At 50.7% G+C, this 25,356-nt stretch carries 22 protein-coding genes, 1 tRNA gene, 2 rRNA genes and 2 other annotated features; of the genes, 7 read left to right on the top strand and 18 right to left on the bottom strand.

The window, feature by feature from the left end; translation table 11 throughout:
- Positions 1–64: 64 nt before the first annotated feature.
- From proS to metN, 6 genes are all read right to left on the bottom strand, one after another.
- Entirely contained in the window at positions 65–1,783 is a 1,719-nt protein-coding gene (gene proS, locus DCX48_08590) for a proline--tRNA ligase (GenBank protein QXE14549.1), read from the bottom strand.
- A gap of 145 nt (positions 1,784–1,928) precedes the next feature.
- Entirely contained in the window at positions 1,929–2,645 is a 717-nt protein-coding gene (gene tsaA, locus DCX48_08585; GenBank protein QXE14548.1) for a tRNA (N6-threonylcarbamoyladenosine(37)-N6)-methyltransferase TrmO, read from the bottom strand.
- Positions 2,642–3,052: an Rcs stress response system protein RcsF gene (rcsF, locus tag DCX48_08580; protein QXE14547.1), complete on the bottom strand. Its 411-nt coding sequence runs from the start codon at positions 3,050–3,052 to the stop codon at positions 2,642–2,644. Before rcsF ends, tsaA begins: the two co-directional genes overlap by 4 nt.
- Positions 3,053–3,159: 107 nt before the next feature.
- Positions 3,160–3,975, bottom strand: a complete 816-nt coding sequence (locus DCX48_08575; GenBank protein ID QXE14546.1) for a MetQ/NlpA family lipoprotein — start codon at positions 3,973–3,975, stop codon at positions 3,160–3,162.
- 61 nt (positions 3,976–4,036) lie between these two features.
- A complete protein-coding gene (metI, locus tag DCX48_08570; protein ID QXE14545.1) occupies positions 4,037–4,690 on the bottom strand; it encodes a D-methionine ABC transporter permease MetI in 654 nt (217 codons plus the stop codon).
- Positions 4,683–5,714, bottom strand: a complete 1,032-nt coding sequence (gene metN, locus DCX48_08565; GenBank protein ID QXE14544.1) for a D-methionine ABC transporter, ATP-binding protein — start codon at positions 5,712–5,714, stop codon at positions 4,683–4,685. Before metN ends, metI begins: the two co-directional genes overlap by 8 nt.
- Positions 5,715–5,894: 180 nt before the next feature.
- Between metN and gmhB the strand changes: the two genes are divergently transcribed.
- The 5 genes from gmhB (at position 5,895) to DCX48_08540 (ending at position 9,639) form a co-directional block, all read left to right on the top strand.
- A complete protein-coding gene (gene gmhB, locus DCX48_08560; GenBank protein ID QXE14543.1) occupies positions 5,895–6,458 on the top strand; it encodes a D-glycero-beta-D-manno-heptose 1,7-bisphosphate 7-phosphatase in 564 nt (187 codons plus the stop codon).
- A 382-nt stretch (positions 6,459–6,840) separates the two neighbouring features.
- Positions 6,841–7,032, top strand: a sequence feature (possible 16S ribosomal RNA but 16S or 23S rRNA prediction is too short).
- Positions 7,025–7,579, top strand: a sequence feature (possible 23S ribosomal RNA but 16S or 23S rRNA prediction is too short). Its footprint overlaps the feature before it by 8 nt.
- Positions 7,580–7,689: 110 nt before the next feature.
- Positions 7,690–7,805 (top strand): 5S ribosomal RNA (gene rrf / locus DCX48_08555).
- An 18-nt stretch (positions 7,806–7,823) separates the two neighbouring features.
- A tRNA-Thr gene (locus tag DCX48_08550) sits at positions 7,824–7,899 on the top strand.
- A gap of 36 nt (positions 7,900–7,935) precedes the next feature.
- Positions 7,936–8,051: ribosomal RNA gene (gene rrf / locus DCX48_08545) — 5S ribosomal RNA — on the top strand.
- A gap of 307 nt (positions 8,052–8,358) precedes the next feature.
- A complete protein-coding gene (locus DCX48_08540; GenBank protein QXE14542.1) occupies positions 8,359–9,639 on the top strand; it encodes an MFS transporter in 1,281 nt (426 codons plus the stop codon).
- Here DCX48_08540 and DCX48_08535 read toward each other — a convergent pair.
- From DCX48_08535 to trxC, 5 genes are all read right to left on the bottom strand, one after another.
- On the bottom strand, positions 9,636–9,959 hold the full coding sequence (locus DCX48_08535; GenBank protein ID QXE14541.1) for a YfiM family lipoprotein: 324 nt from the start codon (positions 9,957–9,959) through the stop codon (positions 9,636–9,638). The two genes, DCX48_08540 and DCX48_08535, sit on opposite strands and share 4 nt — an antisense overlap.
- 62 nt (positions 9,960–10,021) lie before the next feature.
- The gene (locus DCX48_08530) at positions 10,022–11,377 is read right to left on the bottom strand and encodes a CDP-diacylglycerol--serine O-phosphatidyltransferase (protein QXE17189.1); all 1,356 of its coding nucleotides are present in this window, start codon (positions 11,375–11,377) and stop codon (positions 10,022–10,024) included.
- A 177-nt stretch (positions 11,378–11,554) separates the two neighbouring features.
- A complete protein-coding gene (locus tag DCX48_08525) occupies positions 11,555–14,203 on the bottom strand; it encodes a bifunctional acyl-CoA synthetase/GNAT family N-acetyltransferase (GenBank protein QXE14540.1) in 2,649 nt (882 codons plus the stop codon).
- 32 nt (positions 14,204–14,235) lie between these two features.
- Complete coding sequence (locus tag DCX48_08520) at positions 14,236–14,988, bottom strand: DTW domain-containing protein (GenBank protein QXE14539.1); 753 nt, start codon at positions 14,986–14,988, stop codon at positions 14,236–14,238.
- A gap of 146 nt (positions 14,989–15,134) precedes the next feature.
- Positions 15,135–15,554 carry a thioredoxin TrxC gene (gene trxC, locus DCX48_08515; GenBank protein ID QXE14538.1) on the bottom strand — a complete coding sequence of 140 codons (420 nt, stop codon included), beginning with the start codon at positions 15,552–15,554 and terminating at the stop codon, positions 15,135–15,137.
- Positions 15,555–15,803: 249 nt separating this feature from the next.
- Here trxC and DCX48_08510 point away from each other — a divergent pair, with 249 nt between their 5' ends.
- Positions 15,804–16,955, top strand: a complete 1,152-nt coding sequence (locus DCX48_08510; GenBank protein QXE14537.1) for a tRNA/rRNA methyltransferase — start codon at positions 15,804–15,806, stop codon at positions 16,953–16,955.
- 69 nt (positions 16,956–17,024) lie between these two features.
- Entirely contained in the window at positions 17,025–17,474 is a 450-nt protein-coding gene (locus DCX48_08505) for a DUF3574 domain-containing protein (protein ID QXE14536.1), read from the top strand.
- Between the two features lie 198 nt (positions 17,475–17,672).
- Here the strand turns inward: DCX48_08505 and DCX48_08500 are convergent, their stop codons facing one another.
- The 7 genes from DCX48_08500 to DCX48_08470 all read right to left on the bottom strand — a co-directional run bounded on the left by DCX48_08500 (position 17,673) and on the right by DCX48_08470 (position 25,221).
- The gene (locus tag DCX48_08500) at positions 17,673–18,857 is read right to left on the bottom strand and encodes a NupC/NupG family nucleoside CNT transporter (GenBank protein ID QXE14535.1); all 1,185 of its coding nucleotides are present in this window, start codon (positions 18,855–18,857) and stop codon (positions 17,673–17,675) included.
- A 209-nt stretch (positions 18,858–19,066) separates the two neighbouring features.
- A complete protein-coding gene (gene emrB, locus DCX48_08495) occupies positions 19,067–20,602 on the bottom strand; it encodes a multidrug efflux MFS transporter subunit EmrB (GenBank protein QXE14534.1) in 1,536 nt (511 codons plus the stop codon).
- A gap of 17 nt (positions 20,603–20,619) precedes the next feature.
- Positions 20,620–21,795 carry a multidrug efflux MFS transporter periplasmic adaptor subunit EmrA gene (emrA, locus tag DCX48_08490; protein ID QXE14533.1) on the bottom strand — a complete coding sequence of 392 codons (1,176 nt, stop codon included), beginning with the start codon at positions 21,793–21,795 and terminating at the stop codon, positions 20,620–20,622.
- A gap of 274 nt (positions 21,796–22,069) precedes the next feature.
- Complete coding sequence (gene mprA, locus DCX48_08485; protein QXE14532.1) at positions 22,070–22,585, bottom strand: transcriptional repressor MprA; 516 nt, start codon at positions 22,583–22,585, stop codon at positions 22,070–22,072.
- Between the two features lie 176 nt (positions 22,586–22,761).
- On the bottom strand, positions 22,762–23,103 hold the full coding sequence (gene ygaH / locus DCX48_08480; protein QXE14531.1) for an L-valine transporter subunit YgaH: 342 nt from the start codon (positions 23,101–23,103) through the stop codon (positions 22,762–22,764).
- Positions 23,100–23,831 (bottom strand): branched-chain amino acid ABC transporter permease, encoded by a 732-nt coding sequence (locus DCX48_08475; protein QXE14530.1) that lies wholly within the window; start codon positions 23,829–23,831, stop codon positions 23,100–23,102. The genes ygaH and DCX48_08475 overlap by 4 nt, the downstream gene beginning before the upstream one ends.
- Positions 23,832–24,000: 169 nt before the next feature.
- Entirely contained in the window at positions 24,001–25,221 is a 1,221-nt protein-coding gene (locus DCX48_08470; GenBank protein ID QXE14529.1) for an MFS transporter, read from the bottom strand.
- Positions 25,222–25,356: the final 135 nt, after the last annotated feature.

Below are 25,356 nucleotides of genomic sequence, written 5' to 3'. Positions count from 1 at the left end.
GGAAACCCACCATTTTTTTATGCTCGCGTTTGCCCTTTCGTATGAAAAGGCGGTCTGACGGCGATTAGCGTATGATATTCGCCAGCAGGAAATCGATGATTTCGCTGGTTTTAATCATTTGCTTTTCACCGACGCGGCGATTCTTGTATTCAATCTCTTCGCTATCCAGATTGCGATCGCCAATAACGATGGTGTGCGGTACGCCAATCAATTCCATATCGGCGAACATCACGCCCGGGCGTTCTTTACGGTCATCAAGCAGAACTTCAATGCCTTTAGCGCGCAGTTGCTGGTAGATATCCTCAGCCACTTCTTTTACGCGGAAAGATTTGTGCATATTCATTGGCAGAATGGCAACGTGGAAAGGTGCAATCGCGTCTGGCCAGATGATGCCGCGTTCGTCATTATTTTGCTCAATCGCTGCTGCGACAACGCGCGTCACACCAATACCGTAACAGCCCATCGTCAGCGTCTGGTTACGTCCGTCTTCACCTTGAACGGTCGCTTTCAGCGCTTCAGAATATTTGCTGCCCAGTTGGAAAATATGACCTACTTCGATACCGCGTTTAATTTGCAGCGTGCCTTTACCGTCTGGACTGATATCGCCTTCAACCACATTACGGATATCTGCCACCTGCGGCAGCGCAACGTCACGCACCCAGTTGATGCCAAAATAGTGTTTGCCATCAATGTTCGCGCCAGCGCTGAAGTCGCTCATGGCCGCAACGGTGCGGTCAACAACGACGGGAATATCCAACTTGACTGGGCCGAGTGAACCTGGGCCTGCACCAATGATTGCGCGGATTTCTTCTTCCGTTGCAAAAGTCAGCGGGCTGGCTACCTGAGCAATTTTCTCCGCCTTGATTTCATTCAGTTCGTGATCGCCACGAACCAGCAACGCAACCAGTTGATGGCCGCTTTCTTCTGTTGCCTTAACCAGCAGCGTCTTCACCGTTTTTTCTACTGGCAGTTTAAACTGCTCAACCAGCTCGGCGATGGTCTTGGCGTTTGGCGTATCAATCAGACGCAGCTCTTCCTTCGCTTCCGCACGGCCTAGCTTCGGCGCGACAGCTTCTGCCAATTCAATATTTGCCGCGTAGTCGGATTCCGTTGAGAAAACGATATCGTCTTCACCGCTGCTCGCCAGTACCTGAAACTCATGGGATGCATTACCACCGATAGAACCGGTATCTGCCTGAACGGCTCTGAAATCCAGATCCATACGGCTGAAAATCTTGCTGTAAGCGGCGTACATGGTGTCGTAGGTGGCCTGCAACGATTCCTGCGAAGTATGGAAAGAGTAGGCGTCTTTCATCAGAAACTCACGCGAGCGCATGACGCCAAAGCGCGGGCGAACTTCATCGCGGAATTTGGTTTGAATCTGGAAGAAATTTAGTGGCAGCTGCTTATAAGAGCTGACTTCATTACGAATCAGGTCAGTAATGACTTCTTCGTGTGTTGGACCGAGTACGAATGGGCGTTCACCACGATCGACAAAGCGCAGTAGTTCAGGGCCATACTGATCCCAACGGCCACTTTCCACCCATAAATCGGCAGGCTGAACAACCGGCATGGACACTTCAATAGCGCCCGCGTTGTTCATCTCTTCGCGCACGATGTTTTCAACTTTTCTCAAAACACGTAAACCGGTCGGCAACCAGGTGTAAAGGCCGGAGGCCAGTTTACGAATCATTCCTGCTCGGAGCATCAACTGATGGCTGATGACTTCGGCATCGGCTGGCGTCTCCTTGAGAGTGGAGAGCATGTATTGGCTAGTACGCATGGGGTTTTAGTTCCGTTAGAACGAGAAATAGCATAGGGCTGCCGCGCAGCCGAAGGCACATAAAAAGTGGCTTAGTTTACCAGCGTGGGAGGCGTGTCAAAAGAGAGCAGGGACAATTTTAGAATATATTGCTGTGGTTCGTGTATTAACACGTGTGGGACGGGTCAAGGCTTAATACTTCAGTTTGTTCCCCGCATACGCGCCAGCGCACATTGAATTCCAATAGTAAAACGGCATATTCCCGCGTGGCACTTTCCCCTTTGCGGTAAGCTGGGCGCGGATCTTGTGCCAATACCTGTGAGATAAAGCGTTTTAACTGAGGATATTTCTTTTGGTGTTCTGCGATCTGATTTTCTGCATTCGGCGAAAAAAATACCGGCATCGCGGCATCGGGTGCCATTTGGGCAAAACCCGCTTGCGCCTGAGGATGGCTTTCTGCAAAGGGTAGATAAGGCTTGATATCGACTACCGGTGTGCCATCAACTAGATCAAGGCTGCCTAGTTCGAGCGTAATCGTATCGCCTTTTGCACGGATCCCTTTTAATTCAACCAATGACATGCCAATAGGGTTGGGACGGAAGGTGGAACGCGTAGCGAAAACGCCCGTGCGTGTGTTTCCTCCCAGACGCGGTGGCCGAACTGTCGGACGCCAGCCGCCCTCCATCGTTTGATGAAAGATGAACAATACCCAAATATGGCTGAAATCCTCCAGCCCCCGGACACACTCCGCCTGATTGTACGGCGGTAATAGCTGAAGTTCCCCGCCTCCATCTTCAATCAGACCCGGTTGCCGTGGAATGGCAAATTTTTCTTTATACGGTGAACGGATAATCCCGATCTGATTGAAAACAAATTGACTCATTGTGCAGAGACTTTCAGCGCAGTGCCCTGGCAAACGACTTGGCTGTAGCAACCCGCTACGCCACTGACGGTTTGGCATTCATGCAGTAAAACCGCATTGGCTTTCATTACGGTTGCGCGGTTTTGCATTCTTTTACGCGCATTTGCTGCGTTGGGGGGAGCATCCTGAGCGCTGACCTGACATGAGGAACCTGAAACTTCGCCCATATCACGGAACGGTTTACCGACTAACTCTTCTGCACTTTTATACAACACGGCTGGCGTTGGGCGAGCCGGTGGCTTCGGTTTTGGAGCCGGTTCTGCGGTTTTGGTTTCAATAACAGGTTGAGGAGCAGGTGCCGGTGGCTTCTGAAATAAAGAACAGCCTGTCAGCGACATTGCCAACAATATAAAGGGAACAGCACGCATTAAGGATTCCTCTGCTTTTTCTCAAAGAGCGAGTATTGAAGCAAGCAATTGCACAAATAACAAGACGGGCATTAGCCCGTCTTGCAGATAAATGCGTTAGGGCAGGATTACCAGCCTTTCACCGCGCCGCCGTTAAAGATTTTATTTGCTGCGTCGTTCACTTCATCAGACTGGTAGGCCTGAACGAATTTCTTCACGTTTTCAGCGTCTTTGTTGTCTTCGCGTGAAACCAGCAGGTTTACATACGGAGAATCTTTCTCTTCAACGAACAGGCCATCTTTGGTTGGCGTCAAGTTAATCTGGCTAGCGTAAGTGGTGTTGATTACAGCCAGCGCAATTTGCGCGTCATCTAAAGAACGTGGCAACTGTGGCGCTTCCAGTTCAACCAGTTTGATATTTTTCGGGTTTTCGGTCACATCCAGTACGGTTGGCAGCAGGCCAACGTTGTCTTTCAGTTTAATCAAACCGACTTTCTGCAACAGCAGCAGCGTACGGCCTAGGTTAGTTGGGTCATTTGGAATGGCGACTTGAGCACCATCTTGCAGCTCATTCAGCGATTTGATTTTTTTGGAGTAACCCGCAATCGGGTAGACAAAGCTGTTGCCGACAGAAACCAGTTTATAACCACGATCTTTGATCTGTTGATCCAGATAAGGTTTGTGCTGGAAGGCATTCAGATCGATGTCACCTTTGCTCAGGGCTTCATTTGGCAACACGTAGTCGTTAAATGTGACTAATTCAACGTCCAGACCGTATTTGTCTTTTGCCACTTTCTGTGCGATTTCCGCAACCTGTTGTTCTGCGCCAACAATGACGCCGACTTTAATATGATTAGGATTCTTCTCTTCCTGACCACATCCCGCTAGCGCCAGAGCACCAATAAGTGCGCCAATGGTCGCAATAGATTTCAGTTTAATCGCCATATCCGTACCCCTAATTAGCTATTCTTGGCAGATGCCTTTAGGCAAATGCGTATTGTGATGATTACTTATGTGTGACAGCTTTTACTGCCCTGTCGCCGCAGAATTGAATCAGATAAACCAAAACAACCAGTAATATTAATACCGTATTCATGACCGTCGCGTTATAACCAATATAACCATACTGATAACCAATTTGACCTAAGCCGCCTGCGCCCACGGCACCACCCATAGCAGAATAGCCTACGAGCGTAATTAACGTGATGGTTGCGGCATTAATTAGCCCCGGTAACGCTTCTGGCAATAATATCTTTTTGACGATCTGCATCGGAGTCGCACCCATCGCGCGGGCGGCTTCGATCAGGCCAGTCGGAATTTCAAGCAGTGCATTTTCCACCATACGGGCAATAAACGGTGCCGCACCTACGGTAAGAGGAACGATTGCCGCTTGCAGGCCAATAGAGGTTCCGACAATGATGCGGGTAAAAGGAATCATCCATACCAGCAAAATAATGAACGGAATCGAGCGGAAAATGTTTACCAGTGCAGAAACGGTCCTGTAGATTTTTGGATTGGCGATAATTTGGCCCGGACGCGTGGTATACAATAAAACGCCCACGGGTAAGCCAAGCACAAAGCCAAAGAAACCAGAAACAAACGTCATCGCGACGGTTTCCCATACTCCCTTAGCCATTAACCACATCATTGCTTCAGACATAACCCAGGACCTCAATAGTAACGTGACTTTCCTGCAGGAATTGGATTGCGTCTTTGATATCCGCATTGTTGCCATGCATTTCTGCCAGCATGATGCCGAATTTGACGCCACCGGCATAATCCATCTGGGCGCTAATAATGTTGTTGTTGACGTTAAAGCGTCGAGCAACCTCTGACAGCAGCGGTGCATCCACCGATTTACCCGTAAATTCCATCCGTAATAACGGCGTGGTATCTGGGTGATAGTCAGGGGACAGACGAGTGAGGTAATCGTCTGGAATATCCAGGTGTAACGTTGATTGAATGAATTTCTGTGCCAGCGGCGTTTTCGGATGCGAGAAGACTTCGCTTACCGTGTCTTTCTCGATGAGTCGTCCGTCACTGATAACTGCAACCTGATCGCAAATGCGTTTCACCACGTCCATTTCATGTGTAATAAGAAGAATGGTTAGGCCCAGACGACGATTAATGTCTTTCAGTAATTCAAGAATCGAGCGAGTCGTTGCGGGATCCAACGCGCTGGTTGCTTCATCACACAGCAGAACTTTAGGATTGCTCGCCAATGCGCGGGCAATGGCGACACGCTGTTTTTGTCCGCCGGACAAGTTGGCTGGGTAGACATCGTGCTTATCTGCCAGTCCAACCAGCTCCAATAATTCGTTTACTCGCTTGGTAATGTCAGCTTTCGGCGTGTTATCCAATTCCAGCGGAAGCGAAATGTTGCCAAAAACGGTGCGTGAAGAGAGTAGGTTGAAATGTTGGAAAATCATGCCGATTTGCCGACGTGCGCGCGTCAACTGGCTATCTGACAGCTGAGTCAATTCTTGTCCATCAACCAGGACTTTCCCTTCTGTTGGTCGTTCCAATAAATTGACGCAGCGGATCAGTGTACTTTTACCTGCGCCCGATGCGCCGATAACACCATAGATTTGCCCTGTGGGGACATGAAGGCTGACATCAGCAAGTGCGGTAATGCTCCGCCCGTTCTGCTGAAAAACCTTAGTAATATTAGAAAGTTCAATCATATGTTTTTATCGTAAGTGCCTATGGCTGGATAAATCAGTTTCTGAATTAACAGAAGATGAAATGGATGTTAGGGCGTCTAGACGGCTAAGTCAATCGGGATTGTCACTGCCCTGCATTCTCTCTATAGGGGAAAACATGCGATACTGCCGCGTAATTTACGCCATTAAGGAGCAAAGTCAGTGGCACAAAGCATTCCAGCAATTTTTCTTGATCGTGACGGCACGATCAATGTTGATCACGGTTATGTTCATGAGATTGACCATTTTCAATTTATTGATGGTGTCATCGATGCCATGCGAGAGTTGAAGGACATGGGGTTTGCGCTGGTTGTTGTGACTAACCAGTCCGGTATCGCCCGCGGTAAATTTACAGAAGATCAGTTTATGCAACTGACGGAATGGATGGACTGGTCGCTGGCAGACCGTAGTGTCGATCTGGATGGCATCTACTTTTGTCCGCATCATCCTGAAGCTGGCGAAAATGAATACCGTCAGACTTGTGATTGCCGTAAGCCTGAGCCTGGCATGTTGCTCTCCGCACAGCGCGAACTGCACATTGATATGGCGGCTTCTTATATGGTGGGTGATAAGTTAGAGGATATGCAGGCTGCAATTGGTGCTGGTGTGGGGTATAAACTGCTGGTCCGTACCGGTAAACCGGTTACCGAGCAAGGTGAAGCACTGGCTGATGGTGTACTTGGAAGCCTCGCAGATCTGCCAAAATGGATAAAAACGCGCAGTTAACAGGCGGAACGAATGAAAGATGCGCAAACAGAAAAAACTTTACTAGATTTGCTTGCGCTTCTGAATTGGCTCCCTATAATGCGCATCCACTGACACGGCAACAGCGACTTACGAAGTTGGTGTGACAGAAAAGATTCAACGAAGGCAGTCAGTAATGACTTGACTTCACAGCGGAAAAGCATAATATATGCGGCCCGCGCCACGGAAGACGTGGCACTGCTCTTTAACAATATAATCAGACAATCTGTGTGGGCACTCACAAGACCGTATCTTAAACGATATAAAAAGTCTTGAAGAGTGAACAACAGTAAAATTCATTATGAATGAACAGTTACTAATTCTTTGAGCATCGCTGACGAGTTCAGCAAATCAAACAAATCTTAAATTGAAGAGTTTGATCATGGCTCAGATTGAACGCTGGCGGCAGGCCTAACACATGCAAGTCGAGCGGTAGCACAGAAGAGCTTGCTCTTTGGGTGACGAGCGGCGGACGGGTGAGTAATGTCTGGGAAACTGCCTGATGGAGGGGGATAACTACTGGAAACGGTAGCTAATACCGCATAACGTCTTAAGGCGAGGCTGAAAAGCGTAGTCGATGGGAAACAGGTTAATATTCCTGTACTCGGTGTTACTGCGAAGGGGGGACGGAGAAAGCTAGGTTATCCGGGCGACGGTTGTCCCGGTTTAAGCGTGAAGGTGGATGACTTAGGTAAATCCGGGTCATTATTAACACTGAGGCGTGATGACGAGTCACTACGGTGATGAAGTAACCAATGCTACGCTTCCAGGAAAAGCCTCTAAGCTCCAGGTAACATCAAATCGTACCCCAAACCGACACAGGTGGTCTGCTCCTAGTACGAGAGGACCGGAGTGAACGCACCACTGGTGTTCGGGTTGTGATGCCAATTGCATTGCCCGGTAGCTAAGTGCGGAAGAGATAACCGCTGAAAGCATCTAAGCGGGAAACTTGCCTCGAGATGAGTCTTCCCTGGGCACTAGATGCCCTGAAGGGCCGTTGAAGACTACGACGTAGATAGGCTGGGTGTGTAAGCGTAGCGATACGTTGAGCTAACCAGTACTAATGACCCGAGAGGCTTAACCTTACAACACCGAAGGTGTTTTGTGGGTGACTCATATAAAACGATATTCAGCTTGTTCGAAGATTGGTTCTGATGGTTACGGAGATGACAAAAAGTCATGATAAGTAACGGTTGGAATGAAACAGAATTTGCCTGGCGGCGATAGCGCGGTGGTCCCACCTGACCCCATGCCGAACTCAGAAGTGAAACGCCGTAGCGCCGATGGTAGTGTGGGGTCTCCCCATGTGAGAGTAGGGAACTGCCAGGCATCAATTTATACAGGTGCGCTGATATGGCTCAGTTGGTAGAGCGCACCCTTGGTAAGGGTGAGGTCCCCAGTTCGACTCTGGGTATCAGCACCAGTGATTTGGGTTAATGTTCGGCTTAAAAAGAATTTACCTGGCGGCGATAGCGCGGTGGTCCCACCTGACCCCATGCCGAACTCAGAAGTGAAACGCCGTAGCGCCGATGGTAGTGTGGGGTCTCCACATGTGAGAGTAGGGAACTGCCAGGTTTCAATTAAAACAAAAGGCCATCCGATAAGGATGGCCTTTTGTTTATTCCTATTTCAGATTATTAGATCTTTTCTTTTATCCGAATAAAAACTTCTGCTTACCTTCTTATTAACCCATCTAATAATAACGTATTGTTTGCCACCATTTTATTTGTCCATATTCAAATTAAGGATAATTAAAGGCGCTGGATCACACTGTTGCATTAATAAATTATTACAATCAGGAACCTTTTGCCTCTGGGTGTAAGTACTGCTTTACTACAATGGGCATCGTTCTATGCCCGAAAAAATAGGAGAATAAAATAAGATGACTGATCTAACGGAAAGTGCGAAAGATACGCGTCAGCGTATCCGGGCTATAGTTGGCGCTTCATCGGGTAATTTGGTTGAGTGGTTTGATTTTTATGTTTATTCCTTTTGCTCAATCTATTTTGCTCATATCTTTTTCCCTTCGGGAAATACCACCACTCAATTAATACAAACCGCAGGGGTTTTTGCAGCAGGCTTTTTAATGAGACCGATAGGCGGTTGGCTTTTCGGTTACATTGCTGACAAGCATGGTCGTAAAAATTCAATGCTAATATCAGTTTGCATGATGTGCTTTGGATCTCTGGTTATTGCCTGTCTACCGGGATATGAAACTATTGGTACTTGGGCACCCTTTTTACTGTTACTAGCTCGTTTATTTCAGGGGCTTTCTGTCGGTGGGGAATACGGTACCAGCGCAACGTATATGAGTGAAGTTGCCGTTGAAGGAAGAAAGGGATTCTATGCTTCTTTCCAATATGTCACGCTGATTGGCGGTCAATTGCTGGCGCTGTTAGTTGTCGTGATATTACAGCAGATTCTGAGTGATGAAGATTTACGTGCGTGGGGATGGCGTATTCCTTTCGCTCTCGGCGCTGTTCTGGCTATCGTGGCGCTTTATTTACGCCGTTCGCTGAATGAAACATCTGATAAAACGACTCGCGGACATAAAGATGCTGGCTCCCTTGTGGGGTTGTGGAAACATCGTCGCGCCTTTATTACCGTACTGGGTTTTACGGCTGGGGGGTCTTTAGCTTTTTATACGTTCACGACTTATATGCAAAAGTATCTGGTGAATACGGCAGGGATGCATGCAAAAACCGCTAGTGGGCTAATGACCCTCGCACTGTTTATCTTTATGTTATTGCAACCTTTCTTTGGTGCAATGTCGGATAAGATTGGTCGCCGCAGTTCAATGCTCTGTTTCGGCGGATTTGCGGCACTACTGACGGTTCCCATTTTAACGGTTCTACAGAGTGTAACGAGTCCTGTGCTTGCTTTCTCGTTGGTGATGCTTTCTCTGGTTATCGTTAGCTTCTACACATCTATCAGCGGTATTTTAAAAGCAGAGATGTTCCCGCCTGAAGTCCGTGCGTTAGGTGTAGGTTTATCTTATGCGGTGGCTAATGCGTTGTTTGGTGGATCTGCTGAATATGTTGCGCTTTCGCTGAAATCTTTTGGTATGGAAACGGCTTTCTTCTGGTACGTATCTGCGATGGGAGCCATTGCATTTATTGTGTCGTTAACGCTGCATCGTAGAGGCAAAGGGATGAAACTTTAGTTTTCAGATAATTGCCATAACGCATAGCCGGTGGTTGCACCGGCTACATCCCAAACAAGATCTTGCCAGCTCCACCCTGTTCCGCCTTCCCGACTATCATAAAGCTCTTTTGCCATGCCTACGCTGATTGCCAGCATAATACCGAATCCTCCGCTACGATCTGAACTCCAGCGCTGGTGAGTGCCATATTCATACCAGGCGGCACTGATGGCGGCTGAGGCGAGGAAATGTTGGGCTTTATCTTGTCCTGTCCAGCGATCTTGTGCGATATGGCTACATCCAGAACAGCAAATCATTGCCGCAACACACAGTAAGCGCATAGCTTTCCCCATGATAATAAAAAACCTCGGAAGCCGAGGTTTTTCAAAGTATAGCGTGGGTTTTAGAGAATACGACTGATTAGCCGGTCTATACGAATACGGCGTAGACGTCGTATCAACTTGCGGACTTTCACTGGATATTGCGCGATGCTCTCCAGTTCCGTGTAGCTTTTTACGACGTGGGTGTGCGTCCTGATCGTATCCAATTCATCCAGACGTTGCTGCAATAGAACCTGCTGAGGATCGTGAATCAGGATAGCGTTTTCCAGATCTAGACGCCATGCGCGTGGGTTAAGGTTGTTACCCGTCAGCAACTGCCACTTGCCATCCACCCACATGCCTTTCAGATGGAAACTGTTGTCGCCGTCTTTCCATAGCCGTACAACAAGCTGTTGGTTTTCAATGTAGCGCTCCAGACGACTGAGGAAACGGCGCAGGTTGATCTCGTAGAGATACGGTAATGCGCCGATGATTTTGAAAGGCTGGTCTTCTGGAATATAAAAATCGTTAGCGGTCTTATCGCCAATAATAATTTCTACTTTTTTGCCGTCCCGCAATAGCCGAATGATATTTCTGACCAGCAGCGCGGGCATGTTGAAATAGGGAGTACAGATGACTAAATGCTCATCGGCGCAATACATCAGGTGATGTATGGTCTTATTCAGCGGGCTTTGTTTTCCTAACCCAACGAGCGGCGTGACGGTTAATTCGTTTGCATTTGCGCTGCATTCCGGTGCCTGATAACTGGCGGTACGTAAGGTTTGACGGAATTGCTTGATATCATTTTTGATTTCCAGGCTCTTCGGGCGATCGGTATGATCCAATCGCTGCACTGCTGGTGCGGACAGCATTGTCTGGATATATTGCACCATCGTATCAGCCAATACAGGGTTATGAATCAGCTGATAGCGATCATAACGGTATTTCTGATGCTGATGCAGATAAACATCATTCAGGCTGGCTCCACTGTAGATGACGGTGTCATCGACAATGAACCCTTTTAGGTGCAGGACACCCAACGCTTCACGTGTGTTGACTGGGATACCATAGATAGGGAAATGCGTATCTGGATGCTTTTTCGCCATATCGCAATACCAATCGGCATTGGTATTTTCTGCCGCTGTGCCGATCCTGCCACGCTGAGCACGATGCCAGTCTACCAAAACACGGACATCCAGTTCAGGGCACTGCCGTTTGGCTTCATAAATTGCGGATAGAATACCGATGCCGCCATCATCACGCTCAAGATATAAGGCCACAATATAGACGCGCTTTTTAGCACGTAGAATGGCGTTAGTCAGCGTCGTGCGGAAAAGCTCCGGCGAATGCAACGTCTGAACATCATCTGCGTTCTGAGAAATTCTGGGCAGTTGTGCAAGGTGCTGTTGGTATTTATTGCGTTTAAAATTTGACAGCATCACAGTGCGTTTCTTCTCTCATCAGTTTATACCCCCCATACTTAAAGCTGCACTAGGGTATATGACCTTCTGGTCATTATCAAAAGTTAAGGAGTAGCCGAATGGGCGATAGTACCATTACTTTCCGGCCGTTGTGAGCCTGTTTTGCCGTTGCAAGAGCCATATCACGCCCCGCGATCAGTCTTTCAGTGGCAATTCCAACGTCACAATACCCTCTTCTAATTGTACGTCGATGTGAAAACCAAGCTTTTTGGACAGCTGTATCATGCCTTGATTATGCGGCATGGTGATGCCAGTCAAGCGGGAAAGACCATGCGTCCGGGCGTAATCAATCAACTTTTCCAACAATCGTCTGCCAAGGCCGAGTCCTTTCAGATCGGATCGCACCAGCACGGCAAATTCCGCATCTGTATTATCAGGATCGGAAATTGCGCGCGTCACACCAATAATCTCCGTCTCTTCCCCAAGCTGTCGCACGGCAACGAATGCCATCTCACGATCGTAGTCAATTTGTGTCATATTGGCTAAGTCTTCGTGAGTAAATTCATTAATTTCGCTGAAATAACGGTAATACAGATCTTCTTTCGTCACTCTTGCGATGAACGAACTGAGCAGCGGTTCATCTTCCGGCAAAATGGGCCGGAACAGGCAAGTATCGCTATTTTTGAGGATGACCGTTTCTTCCAGTTCATGTGGATAGGGGCGTATTGCCAGCCTTGACTGCGGATCGCCACTGAACGGTGTCAGATGCAGCGTGACATCCAGCAGCGTAAAGGTATCCCCGGATGCCAGCAGAGGGTGGATATCTAGCCGGGAAATTTCAGGGCAGTCGAGAATCAGGTTGGATACCTGGACCAGCAAACGGCTAAGTGCGGGAATATCCAGCGGACGAAGAGCGCTGTATTCCCGAATCTTACCGCCTTTCACTGCTTGCAATACCAAATAGCGGGCCAGCGTCATATTTAGCGGAGGTAGCGCGACAGCAGCCTGCTTTTCTCGCCACTCCACGCCACCTTCTCCCAGCATAATCAATGGGCCAAAAACGGGATCCTGTTCAACGGCAATCCTGAGTTCCTGTGCACCCGCGCGATTTGCCATGCTCTGCACTAACAGGCCGTAAATGCGCGCCTGTGGATAGGTGCGTTTCACCCGGTCAAGAATCGCATCTGCCGCCTGCTGGACTTCTCTGGCGGTTTGCAGGTACAGCATGACGCCCTGAACTTCCGATTTATGCGGGATATCTGGCGATCTCAGTTTAATCGCGACCGGATAGCCAATTTGCTCGGCGATATGAACGGCTTCGGCACTGTCGCCAGCAATCCAGGTGGGTAACGTATCCAAACCATAGGCTTGCAGAATCGGTTGAACCTCATGCGTATCGAGCTGAGTCACACCATCCGACAGCGCCTGATGAATCAGCGCATGGGCCTGACTGGCGTTGATACCCAAATTCAGCGGCAGTGCCGGGGTTTCCTTGAGCTGTTTCTGGTTACGCCGATACTCGACGATATGCATAAATGCCGTTACCGCGCCTTCTGGTGTGCGATAGGTCGGAATGCCTGCATCGTTAAATAAGCGTCGCGCTTCCTGCGAGGAGAACTCACCACACCAATTGGTCAGGAGCGTAATTCTTTTCCCACGTGGATGCTGTTGGAAGAGTGTAATCAACTGCTCGGCGCAATCGGTACTAGGAGCGGCGGCGCTGGGTGCATGAATAATTAAGAGTGCATCGATTTCATCGCTATCTAGCAATACAGAGACGGCCGCGAGATAGCGGGCCGAGGTCGCGTCATCACGCAGATCGAGCGGATTGCCGATAGTGACGGTTTGCGGCAGCGCGTCCTGTAGCGCTTGTCGAGTCGCATCACTGAGCGGTGCGAGCTTGCCTTGCCGACTGAGGAGCTGATCCAGCGCCTGTGCGGCCGGTGATGCGCCATTGCTCACCAGCATCAAACGTTCACCGCGTAGCGGTCGCAGGTGGCTTAAGGTTTCCACGGCGGAAAAAAGCTCATGAGTGTCCCGTACCCGCAGTAAACCTGCACGTTGAATGGCTGCATCATAGGCGGCATCCAGACCGTGGCGTTGATCATTCAGCAACTGCTGTGCCTGCTGACTACGACCGCTTTTTATCACCAGTATCGGTTTATTTCGGGACGCGCTGCGGGAAGCGGAAAGAAAGCGGCGGGCATCGCTGATGTGTTCCAGATGCAGCAAAATCGCGCTGGTTTTTCCATCGCGAGCCAAAAAATCTAGCAGGTCGTCGACATCGATATCCAGGTTGTCGCCCAAAGCAATGAAATAGGAAAAGCCAATACCGCGCTGCTGTGCCCAGTCTAGTATCGTGTTGGAAACGGCGGCCGACTGCGAAATAAATGCCAGCTTGCCTTTCATTATGGGGACAGGGGAAAAGCTGGCATTCAGGCCTTGCCAAGGGGCGAGCAGCCCGAGACTGTTGGGGCCAAGCAGGCGCATGTTGTAGCGCACAGCACAGGTCTTTAATTCGCTGAACTGAGTCGGCGGTGCGGAGAGGATGATGACGGTTTTACAGCCTTTCTGCCCTAGCTCCTCTAACAGTGTTAGATTACGGCTGGCATTAGTACAAATCACGGCAAGGTCGGGCGTGATTGGCAGGCTGGCGACAGTAGGGTAGGCCAGCACGCCGCAAACGGCACGATATTTCGGCGTAACAGGTAGCACAGGGCCGCTGAAATGGCCGTCCAACAGGTTTTTCATCATCAGAAAACCGGCCCGTCCCGGTTTTTCTGACGCGCCGAGAACGGCGATAGACTTAGGGCGTAACAGTGCTTCCAATCCGCTCTGGCTCATGCGTCACTCCTTCACATCAATCCCCTTTGATACTAAACGTTTTCTGCGGGTTGTGTTGTGACGATGGGTAAAATTTCCCGCAAACTGTGGTGTGGTTTCCCCGCCAGATAGTGTCGCCGGAAACGATCAAAATGCTGTGATAGCGCGTCGGCTGCGACGATATCCCCCGCCTGTGCAAGCAGAGCGATGGCAATTTCGGCGGTGCAGTGCTGCCGTGGGCTGCTGGCTTCACGCAGTTGGTAGCGGGACAGCGCGTCTACATTTAGTGACAGGATCGGCAGAGTGTCCAGATAGGGACTTTTGCGGAACATTTTACGCGCTTCCGGCCAAGTCCCGTCGAGTAAGACAAACATGGCAGGCTTTTCTGTTGCGGGAAGCTGTTGAAACACCTGACGTCCTTCTTCCGCGGCATCGGCAAGGAAGACCAGATACGGCTGAACGTTCGGATCTTGCAGAGTAGCAAGCAACTGGGGATCGGGCTCGGTGCGTGACCAGCGAAACGCCTGCGTCTCGGGCAGAATATCGGCGATGAGGCGTCCGGTATTACTTGGTTTTAACGGCTCGGTATCAAACATCACCAGGCAGACACGGCTGCGGGATGGCTGCGCCTGAATGGTGTGGCACAGGCAGTTGATCGCGGGCAATAAACACTGTTGGCAGCGCACTACGCGGGAGCCGCGTGCGCGAAACGGTTTGGTTGACTGCTCAAGACGTTGCTGGCGCAGGCGGAGCACGGCATTGGTGCCGATGAAAGGATTGTTAACCGTGGAAGGGCGGTTGATCATGAAATTAAGGACGCCATGAGATTCTGCAACGAACCGGCTTCGTGTTAATTATTGGGAAGCTGGTTCAGAAAGACGACATTCTAATCGACAGACAGGTTGACCAAAAGAGGCGGGGCAATAATGCCCCACATTTCTACCGCGTTTCTCTACAGCGATTCATCCAGCCAGCTCTCAAACTGTGCTTTTGGTAGTGCACCGTTGAGGATGTCGACCATCTGGCCCTGTTTGAAGATCATTAGCGTTGGAATACTGCGGATGCGGAAACGGGCGCTGAGTGCCGGTTCGGCTTCGGTATTGACCTTAATAAAGCGGATTTTCCCACTGCGCTCTTGCGCGACGTTTTCAAATACGGGGGCGAAGTTGACGCAGGGACCGCACCAAGGGGCCCAGAAATCGATCACGATGGGAAGATCATCCTGTAACAGTTTATCGAGCGTCGCTTCTGTGGCATTGATGACGTCACCGCTGAATAAGGTTTCTCCGCAACGACCACATTTTGCATGGTCATCAACACGCTCTTCTGGCAGGCGATTGGTTGTTTGGCAAGATCCACATACCGTATTCATAACAGGGCCTCAGATAAAAGGGCTAAAATAAAGATGTCGCTGATAAAATGCGCGTAATGCTGCATTGGAAGGTCAACGGCATGGTGCTTAAGAGTGGATAAATTATGGTGGGGAGACATTATGGCAACAACGTGGTTTGCCCAATAGCTACAATAGCTTCTGACTGTTAGCGCTCTTTTACCACAAGCGTGTGGCTAAGCGGGTGTACATAAGGTAATCTTCGCGCCCAGCGCGTAGGTGGAGAAAACAATGAGCGATTCATTCAATAGTAAAAGCGGCAAAGTCCGTGTGATGTACGTCCGCAGTGATGATGAGGGCGAGAAAGACAATAAAAACAAGCGTCCTGCTGATAAAGATCGTCGTGGCGATCGACGTGATAGTGGTGGCTCTCGCGATCAACGTGAGAAACCAAAGCATCCGCGTGATGTTAACCCGCGTTATGCCCGTGAAAATCCGTCCCGCGACGGCGATAGCAGTGCGAAAACGCCGTGGGGCAATAAAGATCGTAACGAACGCGGCAGCGACACTACTCGTCGCCCACGTGGTGAAGATTCTGGTGGTTATGAATCACCGTGGAAAACCGTGTCTCGTGCGCCAAGCGAAAGCGACACGCCGGACCATGGCGGTATTACTGGCAAGAGCCAGATCGATCCTGAGCAACTGCGTCGCCAGCGTCAGGAAGAAACGCGAGTTTACGGTGAAAATGCCTGTCAGGCGCTGTTTAAAAACCGCTCAGAGGTGATTGTTCGTGCCTGGTTCCTGCAAGAAGTGACGCCGCGTTTCCGCGATGCACTGCGCTGGATGGCGGCAAACCGCAAGGCTTACCACGTTGTGGAAGAAGAAGAGCTGATTAAGGCTTCCGGCACTGAGCACCATGGCGGCGTCTGCTTCCTGATTAAAAAGCGTCAGGGAATGGATGTGCGTGAATACCTGAAAACGGCTGGCGAGCATGACTGTGTGTTGGCGCTGGAAGATGTGGGTAACCCGCACAACCTCGGCGGAATTATGCGCAGCTGCGCGCATTTCGGCGTGAAAGGTGTATTGGTTCAGGATGCGGCGCTGTTGGAATCCGGTGCTGCGGTACGCACGGCAGAAGGCGGTGCGGAACACGTTAAAGCGATTAACGCTGACGATTTCCTGTCCGTGCTGGCGGAGTTCCGTAGTGCAGGCTACACCATCGTGACCACCTCTAGCCATAAAGGTACGGTATTGTCGAAAGCAACGCTTCCGGCGAAAACCGTGATCGTGCTGGGTCAGGAAGGTGATGGTCTGTCAGATAGCGCCTGGCAACAAGGAGACGTGAAAGTCTCTATCGGCGGTACTGGTAAGGTTGAAAGCCTGAATATTTCAGTCGCAACGGGCATTTTGCTGTCCGAATGGTGGCGACAGAATCAAGCCTGATATCACGCGTGAATTCTCAGGGGGGATTTGCTCCCTGAGAAGGCATCACCATGGATGAGAGAACGTTCGATGAAGCAGAAAAAGCAGAAGGTTATCGAGGTATCGTTACTGTTGGGCGCATTGCTGGCAAGCGGCTGCAGTTCGCTGTCGCGCTCATCCACTGCTGTTGCCGCTGTACCAACCGCTGATGTGTGCCAGATTGGCGACAAGCAGGTACAGACCACGCTGTATTTTGGTTTGAATCGTCCTGCTGGCCCTGTGATTTCTGATGCCGAGTGGAAAGCGTTTTTGGACGGTGAGGTTACGCCACGCTTTAAAGAAGGGCTAACGGTGTTTGATGCCAAAGGACAATGGCTGGGGAACAATGGACTGGTTGCCCGAGAGAACAGCAAGGCGCTGATGTTGATTCACGGTGCTGATAAAGAGCGCGATATCGAAGCGCTGCGCACCGCCTACAAATCACGTTTCGCGCAGGAATCCGTCATGCGGATTGATGCTCCTGTCTGCGTCGCCTTCTGATTTTATTATCAGCCCCTTTTTCAGGGGCTGATTCATATCGTTTGTAATCCCATCGACAGAACAAGAACGGTGATAATGGGATAGAAGAGTAAAGCGTTTGCGCCATGGATGGCGCAAGCCGAGCGTACAGGCATGTATTTACAGCGTCTTTACGATCTACCCATTATCACCGCTCGACTGACTTTTATCTCATACGTACTACAGCACCAATCCCGCCACTGCCGCAGACAGCAAACTCACCAGCGTAGAACCATAAACCAGCTTCAGGCCAAAGCGTGATACCACATTGCCCTGTGCTTCATTCAGCCCTTTGATTGCGCCTGCGATAATGCCGATTGATGCGAAGTTGGCGAAGGAAATCAGGAAGACAGACAAAATCCCCAAACCGCGCGGCGACATTTCTGCGGCGATCTTCTTCAATTCGATCATCGCAACGAACTCATTGGCTACAAGCTTGGTTGCCATAATGCTGCCCGCGTTCAGGATATCGGAAGACGGAATGCCGATCAGCCAGGCCAGCGGTGAAAAGACATAGCCCATGATAGCCTGGAAGCTAATGCCAAAGACGGTGCTGAACAGCGCATTGACGGCGGCAATCAAGGCCACGAAGCCGATTAGCATCGCCATAATAATCATCGCGACTTTAAAACCGGCAAGAATGTATTCCCCCAGCATTTCAAAGAAGCTTTGGTCTTCATGCAGCTTTTCTAGCTTCAGTTCTGGTTCGTCGTCAGGCAGATAAGGGTTGACGATAGACAGAATGATAAAGGTGCTGAACATATTCAGAATCAGTGCCGCAACGACGTATTTGGCGTCCAGCATGGTCATGTAGGCGCTGATGATCGACATGGAAACGGTCGACATCGCCGTCGCGGCCATCGTGTACATCCGCCGTGGCGACATGTCGGCGATGATGCCTTTATAGACGATAAAGTTCTCTGACTGCCCGAGCATCAGCGTACTCACGGCGTTAAACGACTCCAGTTTTCCCATCCCGTTGACCTTGGACAGCAGAGTGCCAATGCCTTTGATAATCAGCGGTAAAATTCGCCAGTGCTGCAAAATCCCGATCAGCGCAGAAATAAAGACGATAGGGCAGAGCACATTGAGGAAAATAAAGGAAAGTCCCTGTGCATTCATACCGCCAAATACAAAATCGGTTCCTTGATTGGCGAAAGATAATAGCTTTTCAAACAAACCGGCAAAGGCGCTAATCGCGTTAAGCCCGATGTTGGAATGCAAAAGGAAATAGGCCAGCAAAACTTCAATCACCAGTAGTTGTACAATAAAGCGCAGTCGGATGCGTTTTCTGTCGTGACTGACGAGCAACGCTAGTAAAAAAATGGCAGCCGCTGCCAAAATGAAATGTAAAACCTGTGACATAGAAGAACCACTCAATCCCCGAATAAAAGAGGCGCATTGTAATCGGAATGTGAAAATATGTTTATCCCGAATCTGTAAATCCTTATTCACTACTGCGCTATAAGGGGTGAGCGAGAGGTATCCGATTAATCAGGGAAAGGTGGGAATATTAGAAGGAGGTTCCCCTTCGGCCAGTTATTGGCAGAAGGGGACAAAGTGTTTCTGCTTGGTTAGTGTGCGCCTCCGCCTCCACCGCCGGTGGTAAAGGGCGGCCTAGCGAACCAGACCAGCACCAGTAGCACCAGAAATACGGCGGCAGCGGCCCAGAAGATCTCGTTGGCGGAAATAATCAGCCCCTGAGCCGTAATCTGTTCTGCGATGTAAGCCGAAGCTTGTGTTTGACTCATCCCCATTGCCTGAAGCTGCTGGTACGTTTCCTGTGCTATCGGATTATACGGCGTGATAGATTCCGTCAAGTGCGCATGGTGCAGCGATTCTCGCTGTGTCCAGAGTGTGGTGGTCAGCGATGTCCCAATCGAACCCGCCAGCGTTCGGGCAAAGTTCGACAGACTTGATGCTGCCGCCAAACGTTCAGGCGGAAGACCCGATAGCGTGATAGTCGTCAGCGGCATGAAGAAGCAGGCGACGGCAAACCCCTGTACGAACTGCGGCCAGGCCGATGCGCCGAAATCCATACCTGGCTCGAAGGTGTACGCACGCCAGTAAAAACAGACCGCGTACATAATAAAGCTGAACGTCACCAGCTTGCGCATATCCAGACGTGGCGCGAATCGACCGATGATTGGCGACAGCAACACGGGCATCAACCCAACTGGCGCGGATGCCAGCCCTGCCCAGGTGGCGGTATAGCCATACACCTCCTGCAACAGCTGTGGCAAGAGCACTATCGCCCCAAAGTAGAACATATAGGCGAGGCTGATACACAGACAGCCAATGGTGAAGTTTCGCGACTTAAATAGGGATAAGTCCACCACCGGATGGTCGTCTGTCAGTTCCCAGACAATCAGGAACGTTATCGCAATCACCGCCACTACGGTTAGGGTGATGATTTCCGTCGAGTTAAACCAGTCCAGCTCCTTGCCTCGGTCGAGCATCATCTGAAGGCTACCGATACCGACGACCAACAACGCCAGCCCGATGGTATCGATGGGCTTGATCTCAGTTTTGGTTTCTCGCCCGCGCAGCGTTTGCAAGGCAATAAACACCACGGCGATGCCCAGCGGGACGTTGATGAAGAATATCCAGCCCCAGTGATAGTTGTCGCTAATCCAGCCACCCAGAATGGGGCCACAGATCGGCGCGACCACCACGGTCATTGACCACAGTGCCAGAGCGATGCTGCGTTTTGCCGGGGGATAATTACTTAGCAACAAACTCTGTGACAGCGGGATCAGCGGCCCAGCGACAATCCCCTGCAATACGCGGGCGAAAATCAGCATTTCCAGGCTGGTGGACATACCACACAGCCAAGAGGTCAGGGCGAAGAGTGCTGTTGACCATAGAAAAAGGCGGACTTCACCGAACCGTTTTGCCAGCCAACCGGTGATAGGAATAGAGATGGCGTTAGCGACCCCGAACGAGGTGATAACCCACGTTCCCTGTGAGTTGGACGCACCCAGATTACCGGCGATGGTCGGAATAGCGACGTTGGCGATGGTGGAGTCCAGCACCTGCATAAACGTTGCTAGCGACAGAGCAACGGTCATCCAGGCCAGACTCGCGCCTTTAAGCGGTTTTCTCTGCACGTTTCTCTCCTGGTCGATTAACCGGCATTCGCCTGAATAATGGCGCTAATGTCTTGGTTAACAGGGGTGAGATCCAGCGTCAGAGCATCACTTTGGTAGGCTGGCGTGGTGCGCGATGTTTCTGATAACGCACTGCCTTCTGTATTGGCGGTATCGACATTCACCAATGCAGACAGGCCGATGCGCAACGGATGCTCGGCAACCTGCTTCGGATCGATCTCAATTCGTACCGGCAGGCGCTGAACCACTTTGATCCAGTTGCCTGTAGCGTTCTGGGCGGGCAGCAGAGAAAACGCGCTACCGGTACCCATGTCGAGACCGACCACTTTTCCTTGATACACCACATCATCACCGTAGATATCCGCGATCACGGTAGCGGGCTGGCCGATGCGCATATTGGCTAACTGCGTCTCTTTGAAGTTAGCATCGACCCACAGATGATTGGCAGGAACCACGGCCATCAGTGCCGAAGTCGAGGAGATACGGGCACCAATCTGTACGCTGCGGCGTGAGATATAGCCGTCAATCGGGCTGACAATTTTGGTACGCTGTAGCGCCAGCCAGGCATCGCGCATTTCTACGGAGGCTTGCTGTATGGCGGGTTGCTTCTCAAGCGGTGTATCCAGAATCATCGCCTGATTCGCCTGATATTGCTGTCTGGCGACTTCCAACGCCGCTTTGGCGGTCGCGACGGCATCGCGCGCATGTTGCACTTCTTCACGTCCGATAGCATTCGCATTGCCTAGCGCTTCACGACGGCTCAAGTCGCTTTGTGCTTTGTTCAGTTCAGTTTGGCGCAGCTCGATATTGGCCTGGTATTGTTTGCTGTTGATAATCAACTGATGCGTTTGGCGCACGCTGTTGGCCAGTGCGGTTTTCGCGCGTTCAAACGTTTGCAGCGCATCGGTAGGATCCAGCTCCACCAACACCTGCCCTTGCTTAACGAAATCGGTATTGTCGACGTTAACATGGGTGACGCTACCCGTAACCTGCGCCATGATCTGAATCTGGTTGCCTGCGACGTAGGCGTCGTCCGTGCTTTGGTGATGTCTGAGCACGAGGAACCAGTAAACCAGCCAGGCACAGCCAATCACGACGAAAATAAATGTCAGCAGCGACAAGACCCGTTTACGCTGCTGTTTCTTGTTTCTTTGCGGCGTCTGTGGCACCTGATTTTCCACATTTTCACTCATGCTGTTCTCTCTCTTCTTATTTTCTTTGTATCGGCCATCGCACCAGACAGAGCCGCCTGGCGATAGTCGCAATGAATTCGTATTGCTGTGCAGTCCGGGGGAGTTTTCAGATGGCCCACCTGGAGCGTGAGATTGCCGTTGTGCTAAGCCGCAGGTTGCGGCTGCGGAAAGATCATGCGTATTTTTCGAAGCGAAGCCCATCTGCCCCGATACGTAAGCATCGGGTCATTCCGGGTGAAAAAGGAGCCGGTTGTGATTTTTTGTTGCTCTTCCGCTATACGCTGCCGAAATCGTCCATCTCATCCAGCCTACCCAAGAGTTTTCTCATCAGGGCTTCAAGCTGCTTCTGCTCTCCGGATTCAAGTGTTGAACAAAGCACATGGAGGCTTTCATGTTGTGGCGGAATCAGCTGACCAAGAAACGCTTTGCCTTCTTCTGTCAAATGCAAGTGCAGGCAGCGCCTGTCACTGCTGCTTTCGCGTCGCTCTATCCAACCTCTTTTCTCCAGATCGTCAGCGATGCGTGTTGCATTGGTGCGCGACGACCCCAGCGCTGCACTGAGCTCAGATGGCTGAATACTGTAAGATTCTTGAGATTCTAACGTCAGCAATGCCATGAAAAGGGTTTCGTTAATTCCCTGATCTTTCAGCATTCTGTTTCTGTGTTCCAGAATTTTGCCTTGAACGTGCATGAATAGACGCAATAGCAAGACTTCCTGACGCGGGAAGCCGGGTTTACGTGAAGCACGCAGATCGAGCATTTGTTCTATAGGAGTGAATGAACTGTCCATTTTTTATATAAACCTCATTAATCACGGTATGCATAGTAACTAATGTTACTAAATGGGTAAACGGCATTCAGGTGGGAAATTGTGCTTATTTCTGTGACAGAACGTAAGCGGAGAATAGCTTGAAGTAGGAATTATTCGCCGCTTACTTTATTTAAATCAAAATCTTATTTGATAATTTACACTGTGGATTCAAGCAGCTTAAAAGCAATGCCGTAGCAGAATGCTCCCAGTAACGTCGATAAGACGATACTGCGGGTTTTATAAAAGCAGGCGGTCAGCGTAATAAAGCCTACCAGTGTTGGCAGCAGCTTTTCGTGATGCGTGAGAATATCCGGCACGCTGGAAACAATCAGCAGCGCACAGATGGAAGCAATACCAATGCTATCAAGCAACAGGGCTTTTTTACCGCGTTGCAGCGAACCGGAAGCGCGTGAGGCGCTCAGCCGCAGAGGCAGATAGCGGAAGAGATAGTTCACCATTCCCACAATCAGCCCGATAAGAATAACTTCTGTGCTCATGCGTTCACCTGTGGCGTGGCGGAGTTAACCAGCGAAGCCAGACAGCCGCTGAGAATGCCGAGCAGTATCGCGGCTGGAATGGAGGAAAGCAGCAGCCCAAGCAGCGCGCCGCCTAGTGCGCACGCTACAACCAGACTCTGTTTCCGCTTGAAGGACGCGAGTAAAAAACTCAAGAAAAGCGCGGGCAGCATGAAAGATAACGCGGCTTCGACGGCAGGGTAATTATCCAGTGGGCCGTTACCGAACACGGCACCGATCACTGTGCCGAGCACCCATGAGAGCCAGGCTAAAAGCGATACGCCTATCATCCAGTTTTCTGACCAGCGCCGGTTGTCTTTCGCCAGCCGGGTGGCTGCCGCGGCAAATACTTCATCCGTCAGGCCGAAAGCCCACAGTGCGGTTTTCCGGGTCGGCAACTGTTGTACAATGCGATGTCGTAACGCAGGTCCATACAGCACATGGCGGATATCCATCGCCATGACGGTCAACGCCGCTACCCAGATGGACATACCTGCGCTGAGCAACGCGGTGATGACGAACTGGCTGGCACCGGCGTAAATGATGCAAGAGAGAAAAATGCCTTCCAGCGGGGTAAATCCTAGCTTGACGGCGTTCATGCCAAATGCGAATGCCACGGGCATGTAGCCGATAACAATCGGCAAACTGTCAAATACGCCCTCTCTAAAAGACGCAGACTTTGTCGGTGCAGGTGTGGTTAATGTCTTCACTGGCTTGATATTTTTTGCACTTAAAGGGAATTAACCGGTAACACTAGCAAAGCATTACCGGAATTTCACGCTATTGCGGAACGGGCGTGATGATCTCGTGCGTAACTTTCTCGTGGGAAACTGTCTCGAATAAGACGATTTCAATCGAGACAGCTGCAAATAAGCGCGGCTACAGCGCCGCCATCGCTTCCTGCGTTTTGTGATGATGGCTTCGCCACCACACCAGCAGGTTCAATAGGCTGATAATACTGCCCGCAGCACAAACGCCCAGCCAGCCCCACTGCTGATAAGCCGAAGCAGAGAGGAGCGATCCCAGTGCACCGCCGATGAAATAGCTGGTCATATAGCCTGCGGTCAGGCGATTACGTGCTTCGGGCATCATACGGTAAATCACGCTCTGGTTGGTCACGTGCACGCCCTGAACTGCCAGATCCAGTACGATGATGCCAATGAGCAGCGCCGCCACGGAATGAATACCGAGTGCGATAAAGCCCCACGAGAGCAAAAGCAGGATAATCCCAACGCTGGTGGTCGGCTTGGCTTTGCCTTGATCGACCAGACGACCAGCGCGCGATGCCGCTAATGCGCCTGCCGCACCGACCAGCCCGAACAGGCCGATAACGCCTTCGGAATATCCGTATGGCGGTGAAGCGAGCAGGAATGCCATCGACGTCCACAGAATGCTGAAGTTAGCAAAGGACAGACAGCCAAGAATTGCGCGCGTGCGCAGCAGCGGATTTGCAGAGAACAAGCGGAATATGGAGGCCAGCAACTGCGGGTAGTTCAGCGTGTTTTGTTGAGGAATGCGCGGCAATGCGCGCCACAGAATCAGCGCCATGATGGCCATCAGCGTACTGGCAACCCAGTAAACGGTACGCCAGTCACCGAGTGAAGCCAGCGCACCCGCGACGGTACGCGCTAGCAGAATCCCTAGCAGCAGGCCACTCATAATCGTGCCGACGACTTTACCGCGTGTTTCCGGCGTTGCCAGCGTCGCGGCAAGAGGAACCAGCAACTGCGCGACAACGGAGAACAAGCCGGTTAACGCCGTGCCAGCAATCATTATCCAGAGCGTGGGTGCCGAAGCGGTGATCAACATTCCACCAGCGGCGAGCAGCGTCATGCCGACAATCAGCGTCCGGCGTTCAAACATATCCCCCAGCGGCACCAAAAACAGCAGGCCAACGGCATAACCCAACTGCGCGGCGGTGACAATGAATCCCGCCTGATTAACGGAAAGCGCAAAGACTCTGGCAATCGTCTCCAGCAGCGGCTGGGCATAATAGTTACTGGCGACGGCAAGGCCAGTCGCGATAGACATAATCAGGGTCAAAGACAGGCTAAGCCCTGGTTGTGGTGTAGAGGATGCAGATTGTTGCTGAAGAGGCATAGTGTTTGAACGTTAATATGATGTTAAAAGCAGAGTCTATAGTATCCGGCAGAGCCTAGTGAGATGCCAGAATATCTTTCCGCTTCTTAAATATGACGGAGATGTTTCGCTTTTGCCGGGATTGATTTAGCTTAT

It is taken from the genome of Pectobacterium atrosepticum (genome assembly GCA_019056595.1).
Lineage (GTDB): Bacteria > Pseudomonadota > Gammaproteobacteria > Enterobacterales > Enterobacteriaceae > Pectobacterium > Pectobacterium atrosepticum.
This window is presented reverse-complemented; position numbering and strand designations above follow the sequence as displayed.